Annotated in this window: 16 protein-coding genes; 10 read left to right on the top strand and 6 right to left on the bottom strand. The window is 62.7% G+C overall.

Going from position 1 to position 18,295, the window contains the following annotated elements:
• Positions 1–129: 129 nt before the first annotated feature.
• Positions 130–1,044, bottom strand: a complete 915-nt coding sequence (locus JNM03_RS16160) for a LysR family transcriptional regulator (protein ID WP_294038159.1) — start codon at positions 1,042–1,044, stop codon at positions 130–132.
• A gap of 131 nt (positions 1,045–1,175) precedes the next feature.
• Between JNM03_RS16160 and JNM03_RS16165 the strand changes: the two genes are divergently transcribed.
• Both JNM03_RS16165 and JNM03_RS16170 read left to right on the top strand, forming a co-directional pair.
• Positions 1,176–1,706, top strand: coding sequence for a hypothetical protein (locus tag JNM03_RS16165; RefSeq protein WP_294038161.1), 531 nt, complete (start codon positions 1,176–1,178; stop codon positions 1,704–1,706).
• Between the two features lie 10 nt (positions 1,707–1,716).
• On the top strand, positions 1,717–3,081 hold the full coding sequence (locus JNM03_RS16170) for an MFS transporter (RefSeq protein ID WP_294038163.1): 1,365 nt from the start codon (positions 1,717–1,719) through the stop codon (positions 3,079–3,081).
• Between the two features lie 269 nt (positions 3,082–3,350).
• Here JNM03_RS16170 and JNM03_RS16175 read toward each other — a convergent pair whose 3' ends face one another.
• From JNM03_RS16175 to alr, 3 genes are read right to left on the bottom strand one after another with little or no spacing between them, the layout of a single operon-like run.
• Complete coding sequence (locus JNM03_RS16175; protein WP_294038165.1) at positions 3,351–3,695, bottom strand: RidA family protein; 345 nt, start codon at positions 3,693–3,695, stop codon at positions 3,351–3,353.
• A gap of 34 nt (positions 3,696–3,729) precedes the next feature.
• The gene (locus JNM03_RS16180) at positions 3,730–4,989 is read right to left on the bottom strand and encodes a D-amino acid dehydrogenase (protein WP_294038166.1); all 1,260 of its coding nucleotides are present in this window, start codon (positions 4,987–4,989) and stop codon (positions 3,730–3,732) included.
• Positions 4,986–6,116: an alanine racemase gene (gene alr / locus JNM03_RS16185; RefSeq protein WP_294038168.1), complete on the bottom strand. Its 1,131-nt coding sequence runs from the start codon at positions 6,114–6,116 to the stop codon at positions 4,986–4,988. Before alr ends, JNM03_RS16180 begins: the two co-directional genes overlap by 4 nt.
• 142 nt (positions 6,117–6,258) lie before the next feature.
• Here alr and JNM03_RS16190 point away from each other — a divergent pair, with 142 nt between their 5' ends.
• The 5 genes from JNM03_RS16190 (at position 6,259) to JNM03_RS16210 (ending at position 13,053) form a co-directional block, all read left to right on the top strand.
• Positions 6,259–6,723 carry an Lrp/AsnC family transcriptional regulator gene (locus JNM03_RS16190; protein ID WP_294038170.1) on the top strand — a complete coding sequence of 155 codons (465 nt, stop codon included), beginning with the start codon at positions 6,259–6,261 and terminating at the stop codon, positions 6,721–6,723.
• A 437-nt stretch (positions 6,724–7,160) separates the two neighbouring features.
• Entirely contained in the window at positions 7,161–8,009 is an 849-nt protein-coding gene (locus JNM03_RS16195) for a phytanoyl-CoA dioxygenase family protein (RefSeq protein ID WP_294038172.1), read from the top strand.
• Positions 8,009–8,779 (top strand): prolyl oligopeptidase family serine peptidase, encoded by a 771-nt coding sequence (locus JNM03_RS16200; RefSeq protein WP_294038174.1) that lies wholly within the window; start codon positions 8,009–8,011, stop codon positions 8,777–8,779. Before JNM03_RS16195 ends, JNM03_RS16200 begins: the two co-directional genes overlap by 1 nt.
• Positions 8,780–8,998: 219 nt before the next feature.
• Positions 8,999–11,614, top strand: a complete 2,616-nt coding sequence (locus JNM03_RS16205) for a TonB-dependent receptor (protein WP_294038175.1) — start codon at positions 8,999–9,001, stop codon at positions 11,612–11,614.
• 104 nt (positions 11,615–11,718) lie between these two features.
• Complete coding sequence (locus JNM03_RS16210; protein WP_294038177.1) at positions 11,719–13,053, top strand: MFS transporter; 1,335 nt, start codon at positions 11,719–11,721, stop codon at positions 13,051–13,053.
• A gap of 7 nt (positions 13,054–13,060) precedes the next feature.
• Here JNM03_RS16210 and JNM03_RS16215 read toward each other — a convergent pair whose 3' ends face one another.
• Both JNM03_RS16215 and JNM03_RS16220 read right to left on the bottom strand, forming a co-directional pair.
• Positions 13,061–13,795: a FadR/GntR family transcriptional regulator gene (locus JNM03_RS16215; RefSeq protein ID WP_294038179.1), complete on the bottom strand. Its 735-nt coding sequence runs from the start codon at positions 13,793–13,795 to the stop codon at positions 13,061–13,063.
• Between the two features lie 86 nt (positions 13,796–13,881).
• The gene (locus JNM03_RS16220; protein WP_294038192.1) at positions 13,882–15,009 is read right to left on the bottom strand and encodes an L-lactate dehydrogenase; all 1,128 of its coding nucleotides are present in this window, start codon (positions 15,007–15,009) and stop codon (positions 13,882–13,884) included.
• Between the two features lie 118 nt (positions 15,010–15,127).
• On the opposite strand from JNM03_RS16220, the gene JNM03_RS16225 reads away from it, so the two are divergent.
• Genes JNM03_RS16225 through JNM03_RS16235 form a run of 3 tightly spaced genes read left to right on the top strand, consistent with a single transcriptional unit; the run spans position 15,128 to position 17,829 of the window.
• Positions 15,128–15,928 (top strand): SDR family NAD(P)-dependent oxidoreductase, encoded by an 801-nt coding sequence (locus tag JNM03_RS16225; protein WP_294038181.1) that lies wholly within the window; start codon positions 15,128–15,130, stop codon positions 15,926–15,928.
• 44 nt (positions 15,929–15,972) lie between these two features.
• The gene (locus JNM03_RS16230; protein ID WP_294038183.1) at positions 15,973–16,812 is read left to right on the top strand and encodes a fumarylacetoacetate hydrolase family protein; all 840 of its coding nucleotides are present in this window, start codon (positions 15,973–15,975) and stop codon (positions 16,810–16,812) included.
• Positions 16,813–16,872: 60 nt separating this feature from the next.
• Positions 16,873–17,829 carry a C-terminal binding protein gene (locus tag JNM03_RS16235; RefSeq protein ID WP_294038185.1) on the top strand — a complete coding sequence of 319 codons (957 nt, stop codon included), beginning with the start codon at positions 16,873–16,875 and terminating at the stop codon, positions 17,827–17,829.
• Positions 17,830–18,295: the final 466 nt, after the last annotated feature.

Genomic DNA, 18,295 nt, shown 5'->3' on the forward strand with positions numbered 1-18,295 from the left:
CCCTTTCCGACAAGGCGCAGGGTCGCCCCTTGGTCATCGGCGACGGCAGCGGGATATCGCGCCTCGCCGCCGGGTGGAAGGCGCTTCGTCTGCATTTGATCCGTGCGCGCGGCGCCATGCCGTCTTGGCCTATGCGTCCGGCCTGGGGCGTAGTGCCGCGTCGCAGGCCTGCCGGACGAGGTGACGCAGCCAGCGGTGCGCGGCGTCGCCTTCCATGCGGGGATGCCAAAGCAGCGATATGGTGAAAGGCTCAGTCTCTATCGGCAGCGCGAAGGTCGCCATCCCGTCGCGGAGTCCGAGCGTGTGTTTCTCGGGAACGGTGGAGATCAGGTCGGAACCCCGCGCCAGCGCGAGCGCCGCGGCGAAGCCATCGACGGTGGTGACGATCGTTCGGGCAAGGCCGAGGGTTTCGAGCGTGTCATCGATCGCGCCCAGATCGAGGCCCTGTCGCGTTACCAGGACGTGGCGACCTTCGGCATAGCGTTCAGCGGTGATCTCGCCCAAGGTCATGGGATGATCGGCGCGGACCACGCCGACATATCGATCGGAAAATAGTGATTGCGCGCGCACTTCGGGGCCGATCATGCTCTCCACGACGCCGGTCTCGAGGTCAATGTCACCCTCGCGGAGACCCGCACTGTCCTTGTCGAGCTTGCGGATGAAACGGATGCGGACGCGCGGCGCCTCTTCCGCGACCCGCTGGATCAAGGCAGGGCCGAACGTCTCCGCAAAGCCATCGCTCGTTCGCAGCACGAAGGTCCGCTCGAGGCGATAGAGATCGACGGAATCGGAAGGGCGCAGGATCGCACGGGCGTCTTCGACGAGCCGGTGAACTTCGCTCCGCATTGCCTCGGCGCGTGGCGTTGCGACCAATCCGCGACCGGCGCGCACGAGCAACGGGTCGCCCGTCACCGTGCGTAGTCGCGCGAGGGCGCGGCTCATCGCGGATGGGCTTAATCCCAGCTTGCGCCCTGCGCCTGCGACGCTGCCTTGCTGAAGAAGGGCGTCCAGCGTGAAAAGGAGATTGAGGTCGGGCCCGCTCATGTCCGCCCCTTATCACAGGCTGTCATCTATACATAGCGTCAAACGCAATGATGGAGTGCAAATGATGCGTCTTCCGCTATCTGACCGCCGACCTATCTTCCGTCTCGATCACAACGAGACAGGAGTTCGTCATGACTGAAACAGCACTCGATCTCTTCGCAGGTCGCGTTCGCGACAATTGGGGGGCACTGACTTCGGACCTGATTGCCGATTGCAGCGCACGCCTTGGCGAACTGCTTCTGGCGCCGCAGACCGAGGCGTGGCTCGCCGACCTCTGCTGCGAGCGCCCCGAGAGCCGTGAGCTCTACCGAGATCCGGTCCACGGCTTTGTCCTGCTCGCGCATACGGAAGCCGAAGGGCGGTATCGTGTTCCGCACGATCACGGTCAGAGCTGGGTAATCTATGGGGTCCTGCAGGGCGAAATGGAAATGAGTACCTATGCTCGCATCGAGGAGCCGGGCATGGGGCCGTGCCTCGTCAAGCGCGGTTCGACGTTGGTACGGCCGGGAGACGTGCAGGTATATTTGCCCGGCGATATCCACGATACGCTCTGCGTCCGCGGTCCAGCGATCCAGTTCCGCTTTACAGCGCGCGATCTTCGCCTCGAGACGGCAATGGTCCGCTACGCCGATGCCGGCGGCGTCTGGGTTCCTTCGGCCTGAGGCTGCCCTCATGCCGATCAGCCAGGTCTTGCCCGCAGTGGAGCACCGCCGTGTCGCCATTGCGAGCGTGCTCTTCGCGATGGCGGCTGCGGTGCTGGACGCATCCAGCGTCAACATCGCGCTTCCGTCAATCGCGAACGGTATCGGCGTCGCACCATCGGTCGCGGCGTGGCTCGTGATCGCTTATCAAGGCGCGCTCGTTGCCGGGCTGCTGCCGCTCGCTGCGATCGGCGAGCGTTTCGGTTACCGCCCGATCTTTGTAGCGGGCACTATCCTGTTCGCAGTGTGCGCCGCCGGTGCTTCATTTGCACCCGGCTTTGGTTTTCTTGTCGTCCTTCGTGCGCTTCAGGGGATCGGCGCTGCTGCCATCATGGCACTGGGCGTGGCGCTGCTCCGTCAGATCGTCGCTGAGGAAGAGTTGGGCAGGGCGATCGGTTGGAATGCCATGACGGTCGCCCTCCTTTCCGCCGCCGGACCGACGATAGGCGCCTTGCTGCTGGGTTTTGGAAGCTGGCGCTTCGTCTTTGCGGGCAGCGTCCTGCTGGCGGGGATCTCCCTGTCCGCGACTTTTGCACTGCCGATGCGGCGCGGCGTAGGTGGGCAACTCGACGGTACCGGCCTGTTGGTATATGTCGCGGTCGTTCCGGCTCTTGTGGTCGCGGCCGGGATCGCGCGGCAATCGATGCTTGTGGCCGCGTTGCTGCTGACGGCAGGCGTCACGGGCTTCGGGCTCCTCGTCCGGCGCGACCGTCGTCGGACCAGGCCATTTCTCCCGCTGCCGCTCTTTCGGTCGCCGCGCTTCTCCCGGTCGGTGATGGCGTCCGTGCTGTGCTTTACCGCTATGAGCCTGGCATTGCTGATGCTGCCCTTCGCGTTGCACGACCGGCTCGGACTGTCGGCGCGGGGAACTGCGCTGATGATGACGCCCTGGCCGCTTGCCGTTCTCATGACAACGCCGGTGACCGCACGGCTCCTTGATCGCGTCCATCCAGCGCGACTTTGTGCCACGGGAACCTTCGTCCTCGCATGTGGCCTTTTGACCTTGGCGGTGGCAACTCAGGCTTGCGGTATATTATGGCACGTCTTTGGCGTCGTGTTGTGCGGGGTCGGATTTGGACTGTTTCAGACCCCGAATAACCGCACCATGTTTCTCGCCGCTCCCGCTCACCGCGCCGCCTGGGCTGGGGGAGTACAGGGAACCGCACGCCTTGCGGGGCAGGTCACGGGGGCGCTCGCCGCGTCGATCTTGCTCTCCGCTGCCATCGTCGAAACGGCATCTTCATCCGCCTTCGGCATCGCGGCTCTTGCCGCACTCGCGTCCGCCGGCGTGAGTTGGTCGAACGACAGGCGTGGGCGCGGCCAATCGGCCGATTGATACTGAAAGCGTGACGTTCGCGACTGGTCGAATTTCATCGTCCGGGCGGCCAGCTTTCCATACGCTTCCAACGTCGCCGACCTCGCCAAGATCGTGCCGGGCCTGCCGTTTCGGCGCGGCGACGATGGCTCGCCCATATTCATCATTCGGGAGACGGGGTTCAAGGGCATGGGCGTTGTCGTAGCGCCTGCGGCGAGCGTCCTTGTCGATCAGATGCGGCGTCCTTGTTCAGCGGAGACCGGTTTCTTCCGGTCTCCGCCCTGATCGGGTCAGCGCGCCGCGACAATGATGATTTCGACCTTGTAGTCGGGCGTCGCGAGCTTGGCTTCGCCGGTCGCGCGGGTGGGTGCGTCCTTTCCGTCGACCCACTTGTCCCACACGGCATTCATTTCTGCGAAGTCCGCCATGTTTGCGAGCCAGATCGTCGCCGACAGGATCTTTGCCTTTCCCGAACCGGCTTCGGCGAGCAGGGTCTCGATCTGGGCGAGGACCGCCTGGGTCTGGTTCGTGACGCTTTCGCCCGGTGCACCGACCTGTCCTGCCAGATAGACAGTGTCGCCGTGAACGACGGCCTGGCTCATGCGCGGGCCGGGCTGGATGCGGGTAATGGTCATGTCATTTCCTTTCTCGTGGTTGGTATGAGGGGAGTCAGCGCGGGTCATAGCGCGCGATCGACAGATCGGCAGCCTCGATGTCGGTCGGACGCTCGCTGACAAGATCTGCGATCAGCCGGCCCGACCCGCAGGCCATCGTCCAGCCAAGGGTGCCGTGCCCGGTATTGAGAAAGAGATTGTCATAGGGCGTTTTGCCGATGACAGGTGTCCCATCCGGAGTCATCGGCCTGAGCCCCGACCAATAGCTGGCAGCGTCGATGTCGCCGGCGCCCGGGAAAAGGTCCGTGAGTGAATGGACGAGCGTGGCGCGACGGCGTTCCGGCAGCGCATTGTTGTATCCCGAAATCTCGGCCATTCCACCGACGCGAATACGATGGCCGAGCCGCGTGATCGCGATCTTGTAACTTTCGTCCATCAACGTCGATTCCGGAGAGAGCGCCGCATCGACGATCGGGACCGTGATCGAATAGCCCTTCACCGGATAGACGGGCAGCTTGAGGCCGAGCGGCCGCAGCAACGCCGCCGAATGGCTGCCGAGCGCCAGAACATAACGATCGGCGGTGATCCGGCCATGGTCGGTTTCGACTCCGGCGACACGCCCGCTCTCGATCACCAGCGAACGGATCGCTTCGCCATAGTGGAATTGAACGCCGCGTTCGGCCGCCATGGCGGCGAGGGCGCCGGTGAATTTGAAACAATCGCCTGTCTCGTCGCCGGGAAGACGGAGGCCGCCGACGATCTTCTCGCGCGATGGGGCGAGGCCCGGCTCGGCAGCGATGCAGCCCTCGCGGTCGAGCAGCTCGAACGGAACACCGCCGGCACGCAGAACGGCAATGTCCTTGGCGGTCCCGTCGAGCTGCTTTTGGGTTCGGAACAACTGCAACGTACCCTGCATTCGCTCGTCATAGGTGATGCCGGTGTCGGCTCGAAGCGCGATGAGCCGGTCGCGGCTATATTCGGCGAGCCGCACCATCCGCGCCTTGTTGATTGCGTAGCGGGCGCTGGTGCAGTTGCGGAGCATAGAGAACAGCCAGCCGAGCATTTCGCGATCGACGGCGGGTCGAAGGATCAGGGGCGCGTGCCGCATCATCAGCCAGCGGATCGCCTTTTGCGGGATGCCCGGGGCCGCCCATGGCGAGGCATAGCCGGGGGAGATTTCGCCTGCGTTGGCAAAGCTCGTTTCGAGCGCCGGGCCTGGTTGGCGATCGACGACGATCACCTCGTGCCCAGCCTCGGCGAGATACCAGGCCGATGCGACGCCGATGACACCACTGCCGAGAACGACAACCTTCATGCGATTTCTCCTCGATCGCCCATCGCCTGATCGATGTAGCTCCGATCATATCGCGCACCAAGGCTGGTCAGCATCTCGTAGGAGATGGTGCCTGCATCGTCGGCGAACCTGTCGATCGATTGATGCGGACCGATCAACTCGACCCAGTCTCCGGCCCTGATGCGGTCCGCCGGAAGAGTGGTGACGTCGACCGTGATGCTGTCCATCGACACGCGGCCGACGATCGGCAGCCGCTGTCCGCCGTGCCATACCGCGCCGCGGTTGCCGAGTGAACGCGGCAATCCATCTGCGTAGCCGACTCCGACCGTCGCGATACGGCTTTCCCGTTCGCAATAATGACTATGGCCATAGCCGACGCGGCTGCCCGCCGCGACCGTTCGGATCTGGATGATACGGCCTTCAAGTCCGACAACTGGCTGCATGGGATTGGGACCGCCGCGGTTTGGGCTGCCTCCGTAAAGCGCGATGCCGGCTCGCACGATGTCGGCATGGAAGTCGGGCGGCAGGAAGGCGCCGCCCGAATTGGCGAGCGAATGGGGGACGCCCGGAACCAGCCTTGATGCAGCTTGAAAGCAGGCGAGTTGCGCGGCATTGGCGGGATGTTCGGGTGTGTCGGCGCAGGCGAGGTGGCTCATGATCATGGCGATATCGACCGCCGCGTGAAATCCGGTGTCGGCTGCGAGCGACGCGAGGTCTTCCACAGCCATCCCAAGCCGCCCCATGCCGCTGTCGAACTGAAGCGCGGCGGGCAGGCGCGTGCCGGCTTGCCGCGCCGTATCGGCCCATCGGCAGGCTTGCTCGGTCGAATTGAGGACGGGGATGACGGCGGCTTTGGCGCATGCCGGTTCGGCGCCGGTCGGCAGGCCATTGAGCACGACCAATCTGGTTTCGTCCGGCAAGACGGACCGCAGCGCCAAGGCCTCGCCCAAATGCGCAACGAAGAGGAGCCGGCACCCGGCTTTGTATAGCGCCTGCGCTACCTCGGTCGCGCCGAGACCATAAGCATTTGCCTTGACGACGGCACCGACCTCGGCAGGGCCGACGCGCCGGGCGATCAGCCGGTAATTGGCGGCGATTGCATCCAGGTCGATGCGCAGTCGGCCTCCGCTTATGCCAGCGATCCCCATGTCCTCGATCCCCGCCGGTGCATCCGGTCGGTGTCGCTTCTACGCAAGTATCGCTCGAATATGTGATCGAACTGCGGTTCATTTCGGCAAATTTCGATGATAGAAGCAATATTCGGCGAAACAAAAGGAATGATGTTGCGTCATGGACTCGATTGACCGGAATATTGTGAGGCTTTTGCGCCTCAACGCCCGCGTGCCGAACAGCCAATTGGCGGCAGAGGTGGGTTTGTCACCCTCGGCGTGCTTGCGGCGCGTCGGCAATCTCGAGGCAAGTGGGGTGATCCGCGGCTATACCGCCATCGTCGCGACGCCCGAAGAAGGGGGCGTCATCGCGATCGTGCGCATCACGCTCGAACGGCAGACCGAGGCTTATCTCAACCGGTTCGAGGAGGCGGTGCGCCAGCACCCGGAGATCGAGGAGTGTTTCCTCATGACCGGCGATGCCGACTATCTGCTGCGGGCGTCGGCAGTCAGTGCGGCCGCCTATGAGGGAATTCACAAGAATATCCTCTCGCGCCTCCCTGGGGTTGCGCGCATCCACTCCAGTCTGGCGATGCGAAGCGTGCTCAGCCATATACCGGGACGGGGTCGGCGCGTGGCCTGGTAAGCGGGTCTTGGGGATCGTCGGGGTGGCGTCGCCCATATGAGCTGCGTCGAGTACATGCTCAAAGGCGAAAAGGTCTCAATCCCTCATCCGGGCCATCGACTTATTAAACCTATAAAAATAAGGGCAATTATTGGGCATCCGTCGGATGCAATGGTGCAATCGGAATTCGAGCTCGCGCGGATGACGAACTCTTGGGCACCGATCACGCCGGTTCGGCCATCAAATGGCACCGTCAGTCCACTTAGGAAGTGCCGTTGGCTCCGACCTGGAAGCATGGGAATCAGCCTGGCGCGGCGTGTCTGGCGATCAGGGAGATGTCCCGTGATCGGGACGATACCCGGTTGGCGCGGCTACATATAATAATATTATATACATTTTTCTTGATAAAAATAATATGATTGATATCGTTTCGCTCGGCTACGGAGGAGAGGTGGCGGATGTCGGAGAAGGTCCTGGAGCAACGTATCGCCGAGTTTCGCGAGCGCGGGTATACGATTTTTGAAGGTGCATATGACGCCGGCCAAATGCAGGCATGGAAAGACCGATACGACGATATGGTGCGCCGCAATACGCCGCCGGGCGCGCCCGAGCCGCGGTTGCGCGTCACCAGCGCGCTGGAGCAGGAGCCCGGCTTGATGCTGCCGGCCGTCAATAACCCGGTCGTCCTCGATTTTGCCGAACGGGTAATGGGGCCCTTCGTTCAACTCGATAATCTGACCTTCATGGCGTTTCCGTCCGAGCCAAAGGAAGAGGCCGAGGGTAAGGTGAGTTTCTGGCACCGAGATCGCTGGGGGTGGATGCCTGAGGGGCCACAATATGTCCGTCCGATTGCCTGCAACGCGATCTGCTATTTGCAGGATCTGACCGACGAATATGGGCCGTTGCGGGTGGTCGAAGGATCGCACCGGCGCGCGGTCACAATCGAATCCGAGGCGCACCGCGTCTTGCCGCATCCCGAAGAGACCGTGCTGAACGTGAAGGCAGGCGATGTGGTCTTTACCCATTGTTCGCTGCTGCATAGCGGCACGCCGAACACGTCGGGCAAGCCGCGTTATTTTTTCAGCACCTATTATAATCGTGTCGGCCTGCCGACGCGCGACAATCACAATGGACCGTCGGTACAGCGTATCGTCGAGTCGGCACGCGCTCGTAATGACCGCCGCCTGATGCGGCTTTTCGGTGTCGATGACCTGATCGAAGCGCGCGCCAACAGCCTGTTTCTTCGCCCTGACGAAGAGATGTGGGGCAAATGGATCGCGGAGGATCGCGCCGCACTCGATCAGTGATGCCTAATCTGCAAACCGCGCAGTTAGGGGATATCCCGCTCATCTGGGTCGAGCCGGCCGGCGTCGAACGACGACCCCTGGCCATCTGGCTCCATGCCTTCAGCTGGACGAAAGAGGATGTCGTGCCCCAACTTGCCGAACTTGCTGCGCGCGGCTTCCTGGCGCTGAGCTGGGATATGCCTCGGCACGGCGAACGGCGAGACGAGAGCCCCGACGAGATGAAGCAGCGCGTCCGCGGCAATCTGCGTCGTCATTTCTGGCCCATTCTTGCCGCGGCGACCGAAGAGGTGTCGGCCGTCATCGACTGGGCGACCCGGAATTTCGACATCCAGCCCGATGTGGGCATCGGAGGTGTGTCGATGGGCGGCGATATCGCGGTAGCGGCGGCAGGCAATGATCATCGGATCGGCCGCGTCGCGGCGGCGCTGGCCACGCCTGACTGGTTGCGTCCGGGCTCGGCTGAGCCGCAGGGGGAGGCAGGCGAAGCGCAGCAGGCTCTCTATCGCCGGTTCGACCCGCTGACCAATGCCGAACAGTACCGGCACCGTCCGGCAATGTTGTTCATCTGTGGGGATGAGGATCGTCAGGTTCCGCCGGAAGGAGGCGAGGCGTTCGTCGAAAGGTTGGGCGATCCCTATGCCGATGACCGGTCGCGGCTTGTCGTCGTGCGCGAAGCCGGCGTCGCGCACCGCTTCACGCCGTGGATGTGGAGGCAGGCACTGGCATGGCTCGAGGCCGGTAAGGCCACGCGCGACTCCCAGTTTTCATGATCTTGTGGGCATGTCGCCAAGAAATCGGGCGGAGCAGCTTGACGCCAAAAAACATCTAGGCATATTAAATGATCTGTGTATAGATAAACAATATGCCATTATGGCTGGCGCGATGAGAATTGCGCGGCCTTAAGATAACGATAATCGGCCGAAGCGACTGGCCGGCCAAAATGGGAGGAAGGCATGTTGCGTAAGGTGCTACTCATATCCGGATCTGTGATGGCGATGGTATCGCTGACGGGCGTTGCGCACGCTCAGGATCAGGCGAACGACAATTCGGGGGCAGGGGCGAACGATCAGGAGATCATCGTCACCGGCGTTTTCAGTGCGACTTCGATTGAGCGGGCGCCCATCTCGATCACCGCTGTCACCGAAGATGTCCTGCAGCGCCAGGCACCGATCAGTTCGGCCGACGCGCTGAAAAGCGTGCCCGGCGTTTTCGTGAACTCGTCGTTGGGCGAAATTCGCAATATCGTCTTCTCCCGCGGCGTCTCTGCCCGCTCGCTTGAGGCCGCAGGCGGCTATTTCTATGTGTCGCTGCAGGAGGACGGCCTGCCCGTCGAACCGGTCACCGCGACCAATTTCGGTCCCGACTATTTCAGCCGCCTCGATATCATGAACAATCGCATCGAGGCGCTGCGCGGCGGCACGGCGGTGGTGACCGGTGCGAATGCGCCCGGCGGTATCTTCAACTATATCTCGAAAACCGGAAAATCGGCGCCCGGCACGCAATTCCAGTTCAAGCTCGGCTTGGAAGGGGACGGAAAATCGCCGCTTTATCGCTTCGACGCCTATACCGGCGGCCAGATCAGCGACAGCGACGTTTATTATGCGATCGGTGGGTTCTATCGGGTCAGTGACGGCGCGCGCTACCCCGGCTACAAGCTCAACAAGGGCGGTCAGATTCGCGGCAATCTGCTGTGGGATTATGGCGGTGGTTCGCTGACGATCCGCGCGAAATATCTCAACGATCACAACGGCTGGTTCGAGACGCTTCCCGCCCGCGACTTCAAGGATCCGAAGATCCTGGCGCCCTATACCAATCTGTCTTCGGTGCTGCCGCCGGCGTCGCCGCACAGCTATGTCGATTTCGGAACGGGCGAGATCCGCGACTGGGACGGGTCGAACCTCGTCAACAGCAAGGCGGTGTCGTTCGATGTGAACTGGCGCCACGACCTGACCGACAATATCCAGATCAGCAACAGCTTCCGCTTTTCGCGCAACAAGGCGCACTGGAACACGGTCGCGGTCAATTTCGCGACGCCACTGACCGATGCCGACGGGGGGATCCGTACGATCCAGAGCACCAACGGAATCGATGGCACCTACACCTATCGGCTGCCGGACGGTTCGATTGCCGCCGTGGTGTCGCAGGTCGGCGCCACGCGCACGCTGGTCGTGAACAATCTGCCCAGCCAGAATGTCCTTGCCGGCGGGATCATGGCGGGCCTCGCCTATCAGCCGGATTTCCGGTCGGAGACGTTTCAGGACCAGCTGACGCTATCGGGCACCTTTGGCCGCCATCGTCTGTCGATTGGCGCCTACTTCGATCAATCGACGTTCCATCAGCGCTTCTCGGGCGCTGGCGGCGGCGTCATGACCCTCGAGCCGCGTCCGGTTCTGCTCAGCACGACACTGACGCGCCCAGACGGCTCGGTCTATCTCGTTACCGATTCGTCGGGTTGGGCCGGGATCGGCCAAGGCCTCGCCATTCGCGAGAGCGGCACGAAGATGACCGATATCTCGATCTATGGCGGCGACACTTGGGAAGCGACCGACAAGCTTACGATCGACATTGGCGGGCGCTACGAAAGCCTGACCTACGATAACTTCACCTATCTGCCCGCGGCGTTTACCGGAAACAAGCTGACCACGGGCGGTCGCGACGGCAATCCGCTGACGCTATACGACAATGCAACCACGGCTCGCGGCGCGCGCCTGCCGTTCAAGCGCAAATATGATTATTTTGCTTTCTCGGGGTCGGCCGCCTATCAATTCTCCGACGCATTTCAGGCCTATGTCCGCTACACCAGCGGGAAGAAGGCGCCGGACTTTGGCATCTTGTCGGGCATCACGACTCCCGCGGCGATCGCGACGATTTTCCCGTCGGCGGAGAAGATCCAGCAGATCGAGATGGGTCTGAAATACCGCGACAATGGTATGTTCATCCAGGCCTTCCCGTTCTGGAGCAAGAATTCGAACATCGCGGACAACCAGACTTTCACCTACAAGGCCGGCACGCCGAACGCGGGAACGAACTATTCGCCGCCGCCGGTGTTCGGCCAGGTGGAAACCTATGGCGTCGAGATTTCAGGCGATTTCGACATCAGCAGCCAGTTCAATCTTCATGCTGACCTGACCCTGCAGAATCCGAAAGCGAAGGGATTCAGCACCTACACACAAGGCCCCATCGGTGACGGGAGCGACGACGTCGTCAGCACCGTTCCGCCGGGAACGGCGGATAATAATCCCAAGGTTATTGCCCGCACGACGGCGACCTATCGACCGGTCGAGGCCCTGTCGTTGTTTGCCACCTATTCCTATCTCGGCAAGCGCGCTGCCAACCGCCGGAACGCATGGTATCTGCCGGGCTTCAGCACGGTCGACATCGGCTTCGCCTGGGACGTGAACAGCAATTTCAGCGTCCAGGGCAACGTCACCAACCTCTTCAACACCGTCGGGATCATGGGTTGGGCGAAGGGTGGGAGTTTGCTCACCGCGCTAGATCGGCAGACGTTGACGCCGGCGCAGGTGTCGGCAGATCCGAACCAGCTGTTTTCGGTCCTGCCGAACCAGCCCCGGGCTTTCTATCTGACAGCCTCGCTGAAGCTCTAGGACGCGAACCCCCGTCGCTCGCAATCGATCATAGTCGGTTGCGAGCGAGCGGGTGATGACTAGACGGGATCGCGGATCAATCGATGGCGACGAGGGGCGGGCGAGTGAGTGAGACAAGCGAGCCGCAGCCGCAAACCAGGGGCCTGCTATCGGGCTGGCCGCTTGTGGCCGTCCTCATGCTCTTCTATTTCCTGTCATTCGTCGATCGCGCGCTGATTTCGCTGATGGTCGAGCCGATCCAGCGCGATCTTCATTTTACCGACGTTGAGATGGGCCTGCTACTTGGGCCGGCGTTCGGTATCTTCTATGCCGCAGCGGGTATCCCCCTTGGCCGGTTGATGGACCGTTATTCCAAACGCTGGTTGTGCATGGCGGTCGTCGCCTTCTGGGGTCTGTCGACGGCTGTTTCGGGCTTGGCGAGCAATTTCCTGATATTCTTCCTCAGCCGGCTCGGTCTCGGCGCCGGGGAAGCGGGCCTATCGCCGGCCGCCTATTCGCTGATAGCGGAACAGGTGCCGCGTCGTCGGCTGGCGACGGCCTATTCCTTTTACACCGTCGGCGCCTTCGCCGGTGGCGGACTCGCGATCATCGGCGGTGGCTGGCTGGTGCACAAGCTTGCCAGCGAGGGCACGATCATTCTGCCGCTGCTGGGCCATGTCTATCCGTGGCAGTTGACCTTTCTGCTTGTCGGCGCGCTGACCGTTCTGGTGGCGCCGCTGGCCCTGCTCCTGCGTGAAAACCGTCGGCCGGCGTCGAACGGGATTTCGACCAATGGCGAACCGGAGCCGGCGCCCGGGCTATGGGCGCTGATCCGTACCGATCCGCTATTCTACCTTGGGTATCCTTTTGCCTTCGGCTCGGTGAATGTCATCGTCACCGCCTTTCATGTGTGGACTCCGACGTTCATGTCGCGGACCTATGGCTGGCCGATCGAAACGGTCGGAATCGCCTATGGGGCGACGCAGGGGGGCGCAGGGGTGGTTGGGCTGCTTGCGATGGGCTGGCTGGTCGAGCGTCTCTATAACCGCGGCATGGTCGATGCCCATGCGAAGGTTCCGGCGATCGCGCTGTGCATTTCGATACCCGCAATGATCGGCGGCATCCTGTCGGGCAGCCCCGCCGCCTTCCTAGCCGCGTCTATCGCGTTCTGGGGTGCTACCTATACCTATGCGGGATACGCACCGGCGGCCCTGCAGCTCGGGACGCCCGCATCCCTCCGTGCCAGCGTCGGCGCGGTCTATGTGACCTTCCTGTCGGTCATGGGGCTGTTCATCGGGCCAACTATGGTGAGCTGGTTTACCGAGGGCGTGCTGCAGGACAAATCGAAGATCGGTTTGTCGCTGGTCTTCGTGATGGTCATCTGGACGCCGATTGCGCTGGCATCGTTGCTTGTCATTGCAAAGCGGCTACGCGCCAGGCACGCGCGCGACATGCTGTGACGGAGCGTCAACGCTTCGATTGGCGGCGCGCCTCGCTTCCCTTCGCTTCGGACACGCGCGCGACGGTGCCTTTCGAATAATCGATCAGCTTGCGCATGGCGACACGCGCTTCGGAGCCGTTGCGATCGACGATGGCGTCGAGGATCGCCTTGTGCATCGCCAGCGAATGTTCGGTGCCGTCGGGATTGTCTGCGCCGATCCGGAAACTGATGACCAGCGCCGATTCCACGACCCGCCCCAACGAAGCGAACAGGTCGTTGCCCGACGCTTCGATGATCGCGCGGTGAAAGGCGAGATCGGATTCGATGCTGTCATGGGTGCGCCCCGCGGCGGCCATTGCGTCAAAGGCTTCGCCCATACGCCGGAAGTCCTGAAGCTTGGCCCGCGATGCGGCCAGAAAGGCGGCTGTCGGCTCGACCATGTGGCGCAGCTCGTACAATTGTTCGAGTACCGTGTCGCGATCCTCCGAACGCAGCCGCCATTCGAGGATGTCGGGGTCGAGAAAGTTCCAGTTTTCGCGCGGAAGCACGAAGGTTCCGGCTTTTGGTCGTGCATCGACGAGACCCTTGGCCGCGAGCACGCGCAGCGCCTCGCGCAGCACGGTGCGACTGACACCCAATCTGGCGCAGCATTCTTCTTGCCCCGGGAGCGTCGATCCCGACGGAAATTCGCCCGACAATATGGCCTGGCCCAGATCCTGGATCACACGGCCATGCAGTCCCTTGCTTTCAACGGCTTTCATTGGATTTCGGCTCGCCCATCAACATATGAATCGTGCGATTTATGGCACATAAATATGATCGAATATAGAGCGCCATGGCGTGGAGATCAGGCGACGAGTGCCTCACGATCTAGTTCCGCGATGCGATTGACGCCCGTAAGGCTGAGCGCGACGCGCAGTTCGGCCTGGAACAGCGTCAGCATGTGTCGCACCGCGGTTCCGCCGCCGGCACCGAGTGCATAGGCCCAGGCCCGACCCAGCAAGACGCAGTCGGCGCCAAGGCAGAGCAGCCGTGCGACATCCAGGCCCGAACGCACTCCGCTATCGGCGAGAACCTTCAGCCTTCCTGTCACCGCATCGACAATGGCGGGCAGTGCTTCAGCCGTCGAAGGAACGCCGTCGAGTTGCCGGCCACCGTGGTTCGAGACCACGATGCCTTCGGCGCCCAAATCGGCGGCAGCGCGCGCATCGTCGGCATCGAGGATGCCCTTGATGACAAGTGGTCCGTCCCAGGCGCCACGGATAAATTCCAGATCGCGCCACGTGACCGAGGGATCGAAATTTCCGCGCATCCATGCAAAGAAATCGTCGAGGCCGGTTTTCCGACCGAGCAGCGGCGCGACGTTGCCAAGGCTGTGCGGCCGCCCGCAGAGCCCGACATCTATCGCCCAGCCGGGATGGCGCAGTGCTTGTCCCCCGCGTCGGACCGCACCTCTCAGGCCGGAGGCGCCAGCAAGGCCCGAGCGATAGTCGCGATAACGCGCGCCCGGTACGGGCATGTCGACCGTGAACACCAGCACCTTGCAGCCCTGCTCGCGTGCCTGTGCGAGCAGGTCGCGCACAAAGCCGCGATCGCGCATCATATAGAGCTGAAACCAGAAGGGCGCGCGCGCGGCGTCGGCAACTTCGGACAGCGAGCAGGCTGACACTGTCGACAGGCAAAAGGGAATGCCGGCGTCTTCGGCCGCAACGACGGCCTGTCGCTCGCCGCGGCGGGCGAGCATGCCGGCCAGCCCGATCGGCCCCAGGGCGATCGGCATCGATTGGCGGCGGCCGAAAAGCTCAATACCCAGATCGACATTGGACACGTCGCGAAGCACCCGCTGACGCAGCGCCATATTCTGCAGGTCGGTGCGATTTCGGCGTAGCGTGACCTCGTCATAGGACCCGCCGTCGACATATTCGAAAAGGAATTTCGGCAGTCGCCGCCGCGCGAGCTTGCGATAATCGGACATCGATGCGGCCACTGATGCTCCCAAAATCACTTTCTGAACCTTCAATATTGGCTTGACACATGCTATATAATAATACTTATTAAGGCTATCAATACGCAATTAATAGAATGAGAGTTGGATGGAGAGCCATAGTTCCGCCCACGCCGACAGCGCCGCCCGCGCTGGCGCGAACCATTATGATTTCGAGGGCCGCGTAGCGGTCATCACAGGGGGGGCGCAGGGAATCGGCTTTGGCGTCGCGCAGCGCATCCTCGCCGGCGGCGGCTCGGTTGCGCTGTGGGACTGGGACAGCCAGATGCTCGAGGATGCCGGAGCGCGGCTTGGCGATGGCGCGCCGGTGCTGCGCCAGCGTGTCGACATAAGCGATCTGGGGGGGGTCGAGGCGGCCGCCAGGCAAGTGGTCGATCATTTCGGCCAGCTCGACATATTGATCAACAATGCCGCGCTGGTCGGCCCGAATGTTCCTACGTGGGAATATCCGCCCGATGCCTTTCGAGACGTGGTCAATGTCGGTCTGACGGGAGCGTTTTACTGCTGCCGCGTGGTGGTGCCCTATATGATGCAGGCGGGCTATGGCCGGATCGTCAATGTCAGCTCGATCGCGGGCAAGGAGGGAAACCCCAACGCGGTCGCCTACAGCTCGGCGAAGGCGGGCCTGCTCGCACTCACCAAGTCGCTCGGCAAGGAGCTTGCCGAATACGATATCGCGGTCAACGCGGTCACGCCCGCCTTTGCGAAAACCGCGCTCGCGATGACGCAGTCGCCACAACATATCGACTATATTCTCTCGAAGATTCCGCGCGGGCGCATGCTCGATATTGTCGAAGCGACGTCGATGATCTGCTGGCTCGCGACCGCGGAGAACTCCTTCACAACGGCGGCGGTTTTCGATCTTTCGGGCGGCCGCGCGACCTATTGAGCCGCTCGCCGATCAGCCAATAGTCATAATCGGAAGGGACAGATATGCGCATTGTAAGGTTCGGCCCGGAAGGAGCGGAGCGATACGGCTTGCTCGACGATGCCGGCATCATTCGGGATGCGTCGCAGGTGGCGGGCGAGGATGGCGGAGATTTCGGTGGGGCCGTCGAGGCGCTGGCCGCGATAAACCCGGTGGATCTTCCCGCCGTTGCCGCGGGAGTGCGGATCGGTTGCCCGATAGCGCGTGTCGGAAAGGTCGTCTGTGTCGGGCTGAATTATTCGGATCACGCCGCCGAGACCAACATGGCGGTGCCGGCTGAACCGGTCCTGTTCATGAAGGCCAATACCTCGGTGTGCGGGCCGACCGACGACATCCGCATTCCCGCCGATGCCAAAAAGGTGGATTGGGAAGTCGAGCTTGGCGTCGTGATCGGCAAGCGAGCGACGCGGGTGAGCGAGGCGGACGCGCTGGATCATGTGGCCGGATATACGGTTGTCCACGACGTGTCCGAACGGGGCTTCCAGCTCGAAGGGACAGGGCAATGGCTGAAGGGTAAGAGCCTCGACAGCTTCTGTCCGGTCGGCCCCTGGCTCGTCACGCACGATGATGCGGGCGATCCACAGGATCTCGCCATGTATCTCGATGTCAACGGGCAGCGCATGCAGGACGGTTCGACGCGGACGATGGTATTCGAAGTGGCTTTTCTCGTCTCCTACATCAGCCGCTTCATGACGCTCGAGCCGGGTGACATAATTTCCACGGGAACGCCGCCCGGCGTCGGCATGGGAAAGCAGCCGCCGGTCTATCTGCAGCCGGGCGACCGTGTCGAACTCGGCATCGAAGGTCTGGGCGTCCAGCAACAGGTCGTCCGCCTGATCGACTGAGGAAGCCGGTCGACCCGATCAAGCGCAGCCTGGATTTTTCGGTTTCCACGAGGAGTGAATATGAAGATCACCGTGACCGACGCGACCTTCCCGTCCCTGACGCACGAGCGCGCGGTCGCCGCCGAGCACGGCGCCGAGTTCATCGAGGCAAAATGCACCAGCGCCGAGGACGTGGTCGCGGCCGCCGATGGCACCGATGTGCTGATTGTCCAGTTTGCCCAGGTGACCGCGGACGCGATCGCCCGCCTGGCGCCGGGGTCGCTGATCGTCCGCTATGGCATCGGGCTCGACAATATCGATCTGGCGGCCGCGCGGGCGCGCGGCGTGAAGGTGGCCTATGTCCCAGACTATGCGACTGGCGAGGTGGCAGATCACACTGCGACGCTGATTCTTGCGACGTTGCGCTGCGTGGCGCCGCTCGACCGCTCGGTGCGCGAAAGGAAATGGGATGCGGTCGGCGTAGCCGGCGCGCTGCGTGCCTTTCCCGAGACGACGGTGGGCTTCGTGGGGTTCGGCCGTATCGGGCGTGAGGTGTTGGCGCGCCTGAAACCGTTCGGCTTTCAAGGGATCGTCGCTGATCCCTATGTCGATCAGGACCTGCTTGTAGAATTGGGGGCCGAGGCCGTTGATCTCGACACGCTGTTCGACCGTGCGGACGTCATCACGCTTCATTGCCCGCTGACGCCCGACACACACCATGTGGTAAGCGCGGCGCGACTGGCGCGGAAGCGGGATCGCGCGGCGCTTGTCAACACCGCCCGCGGTGGCCTGATTGACCCTGAGGCACTGGCTGCCGCACTGGCATCCGGCCATTTGCGCGCCGCCGCGCTCGATGTGTTCGAGGCCGAACCGTTACCGCTCGACTCGCCCCTACGTGACTGTTCAAATCTGCTCCTGACTCCGCACGCTGCGTGGTATTCGACCGCAGCGATCGAGCGGTTGCAGTCGCTTGCGGCCGACGAAGTGAAAAGGCATCTGACCGGCCAGCCGATGCGGCGCCCGGCGACTGGCGATTGACGCTTGCAGGTTTGCGCCTGATGTCCGCCATTCCCGCCGTGGTCTCGCTATGTCAGAAAGCGGGCGTTCGACTGGCACTCAGGTCGAGGCTGCTCTGCGCCCGGTGTCGGTTGATGGTCGCCTGCGAAATTGGGCGTTGTGGTTGACATATCACCTAGCCGACGGCCCCTGTCTCCAGGTAGGTGGTGAGTAACCAATAGCACAGAACAAAATGCGCCGGGGGGGCATTCGTTGCGTTCGTGAGCATCTGCGCGACATCGCCGCGGCTTGGCGAGGAGGTGACGATGTAGACCCGCTTCATAAGGTCAGGTGCCGGCCCGCGATACTGCGGATTCCGAGGTGATCGCGCCCACCATTCCGAGGAATTCCCGCCCGGGATTCCGAGCTGATCCCGCCCACCGTTCCGATTAATGTCCGCCCACCCTTGGGGTGCGGTGCCTGATCGTTGGGACCATGCTTTCCGGCT

This window comes from Sphingopyxis sp., assembly GCF_016793825.1.
GTDB lineage: Bacteria > Pseudomonadota > Alphaproteobacteria > Sphingomonadales > Sphingomonadaceae > Sphingopyxis.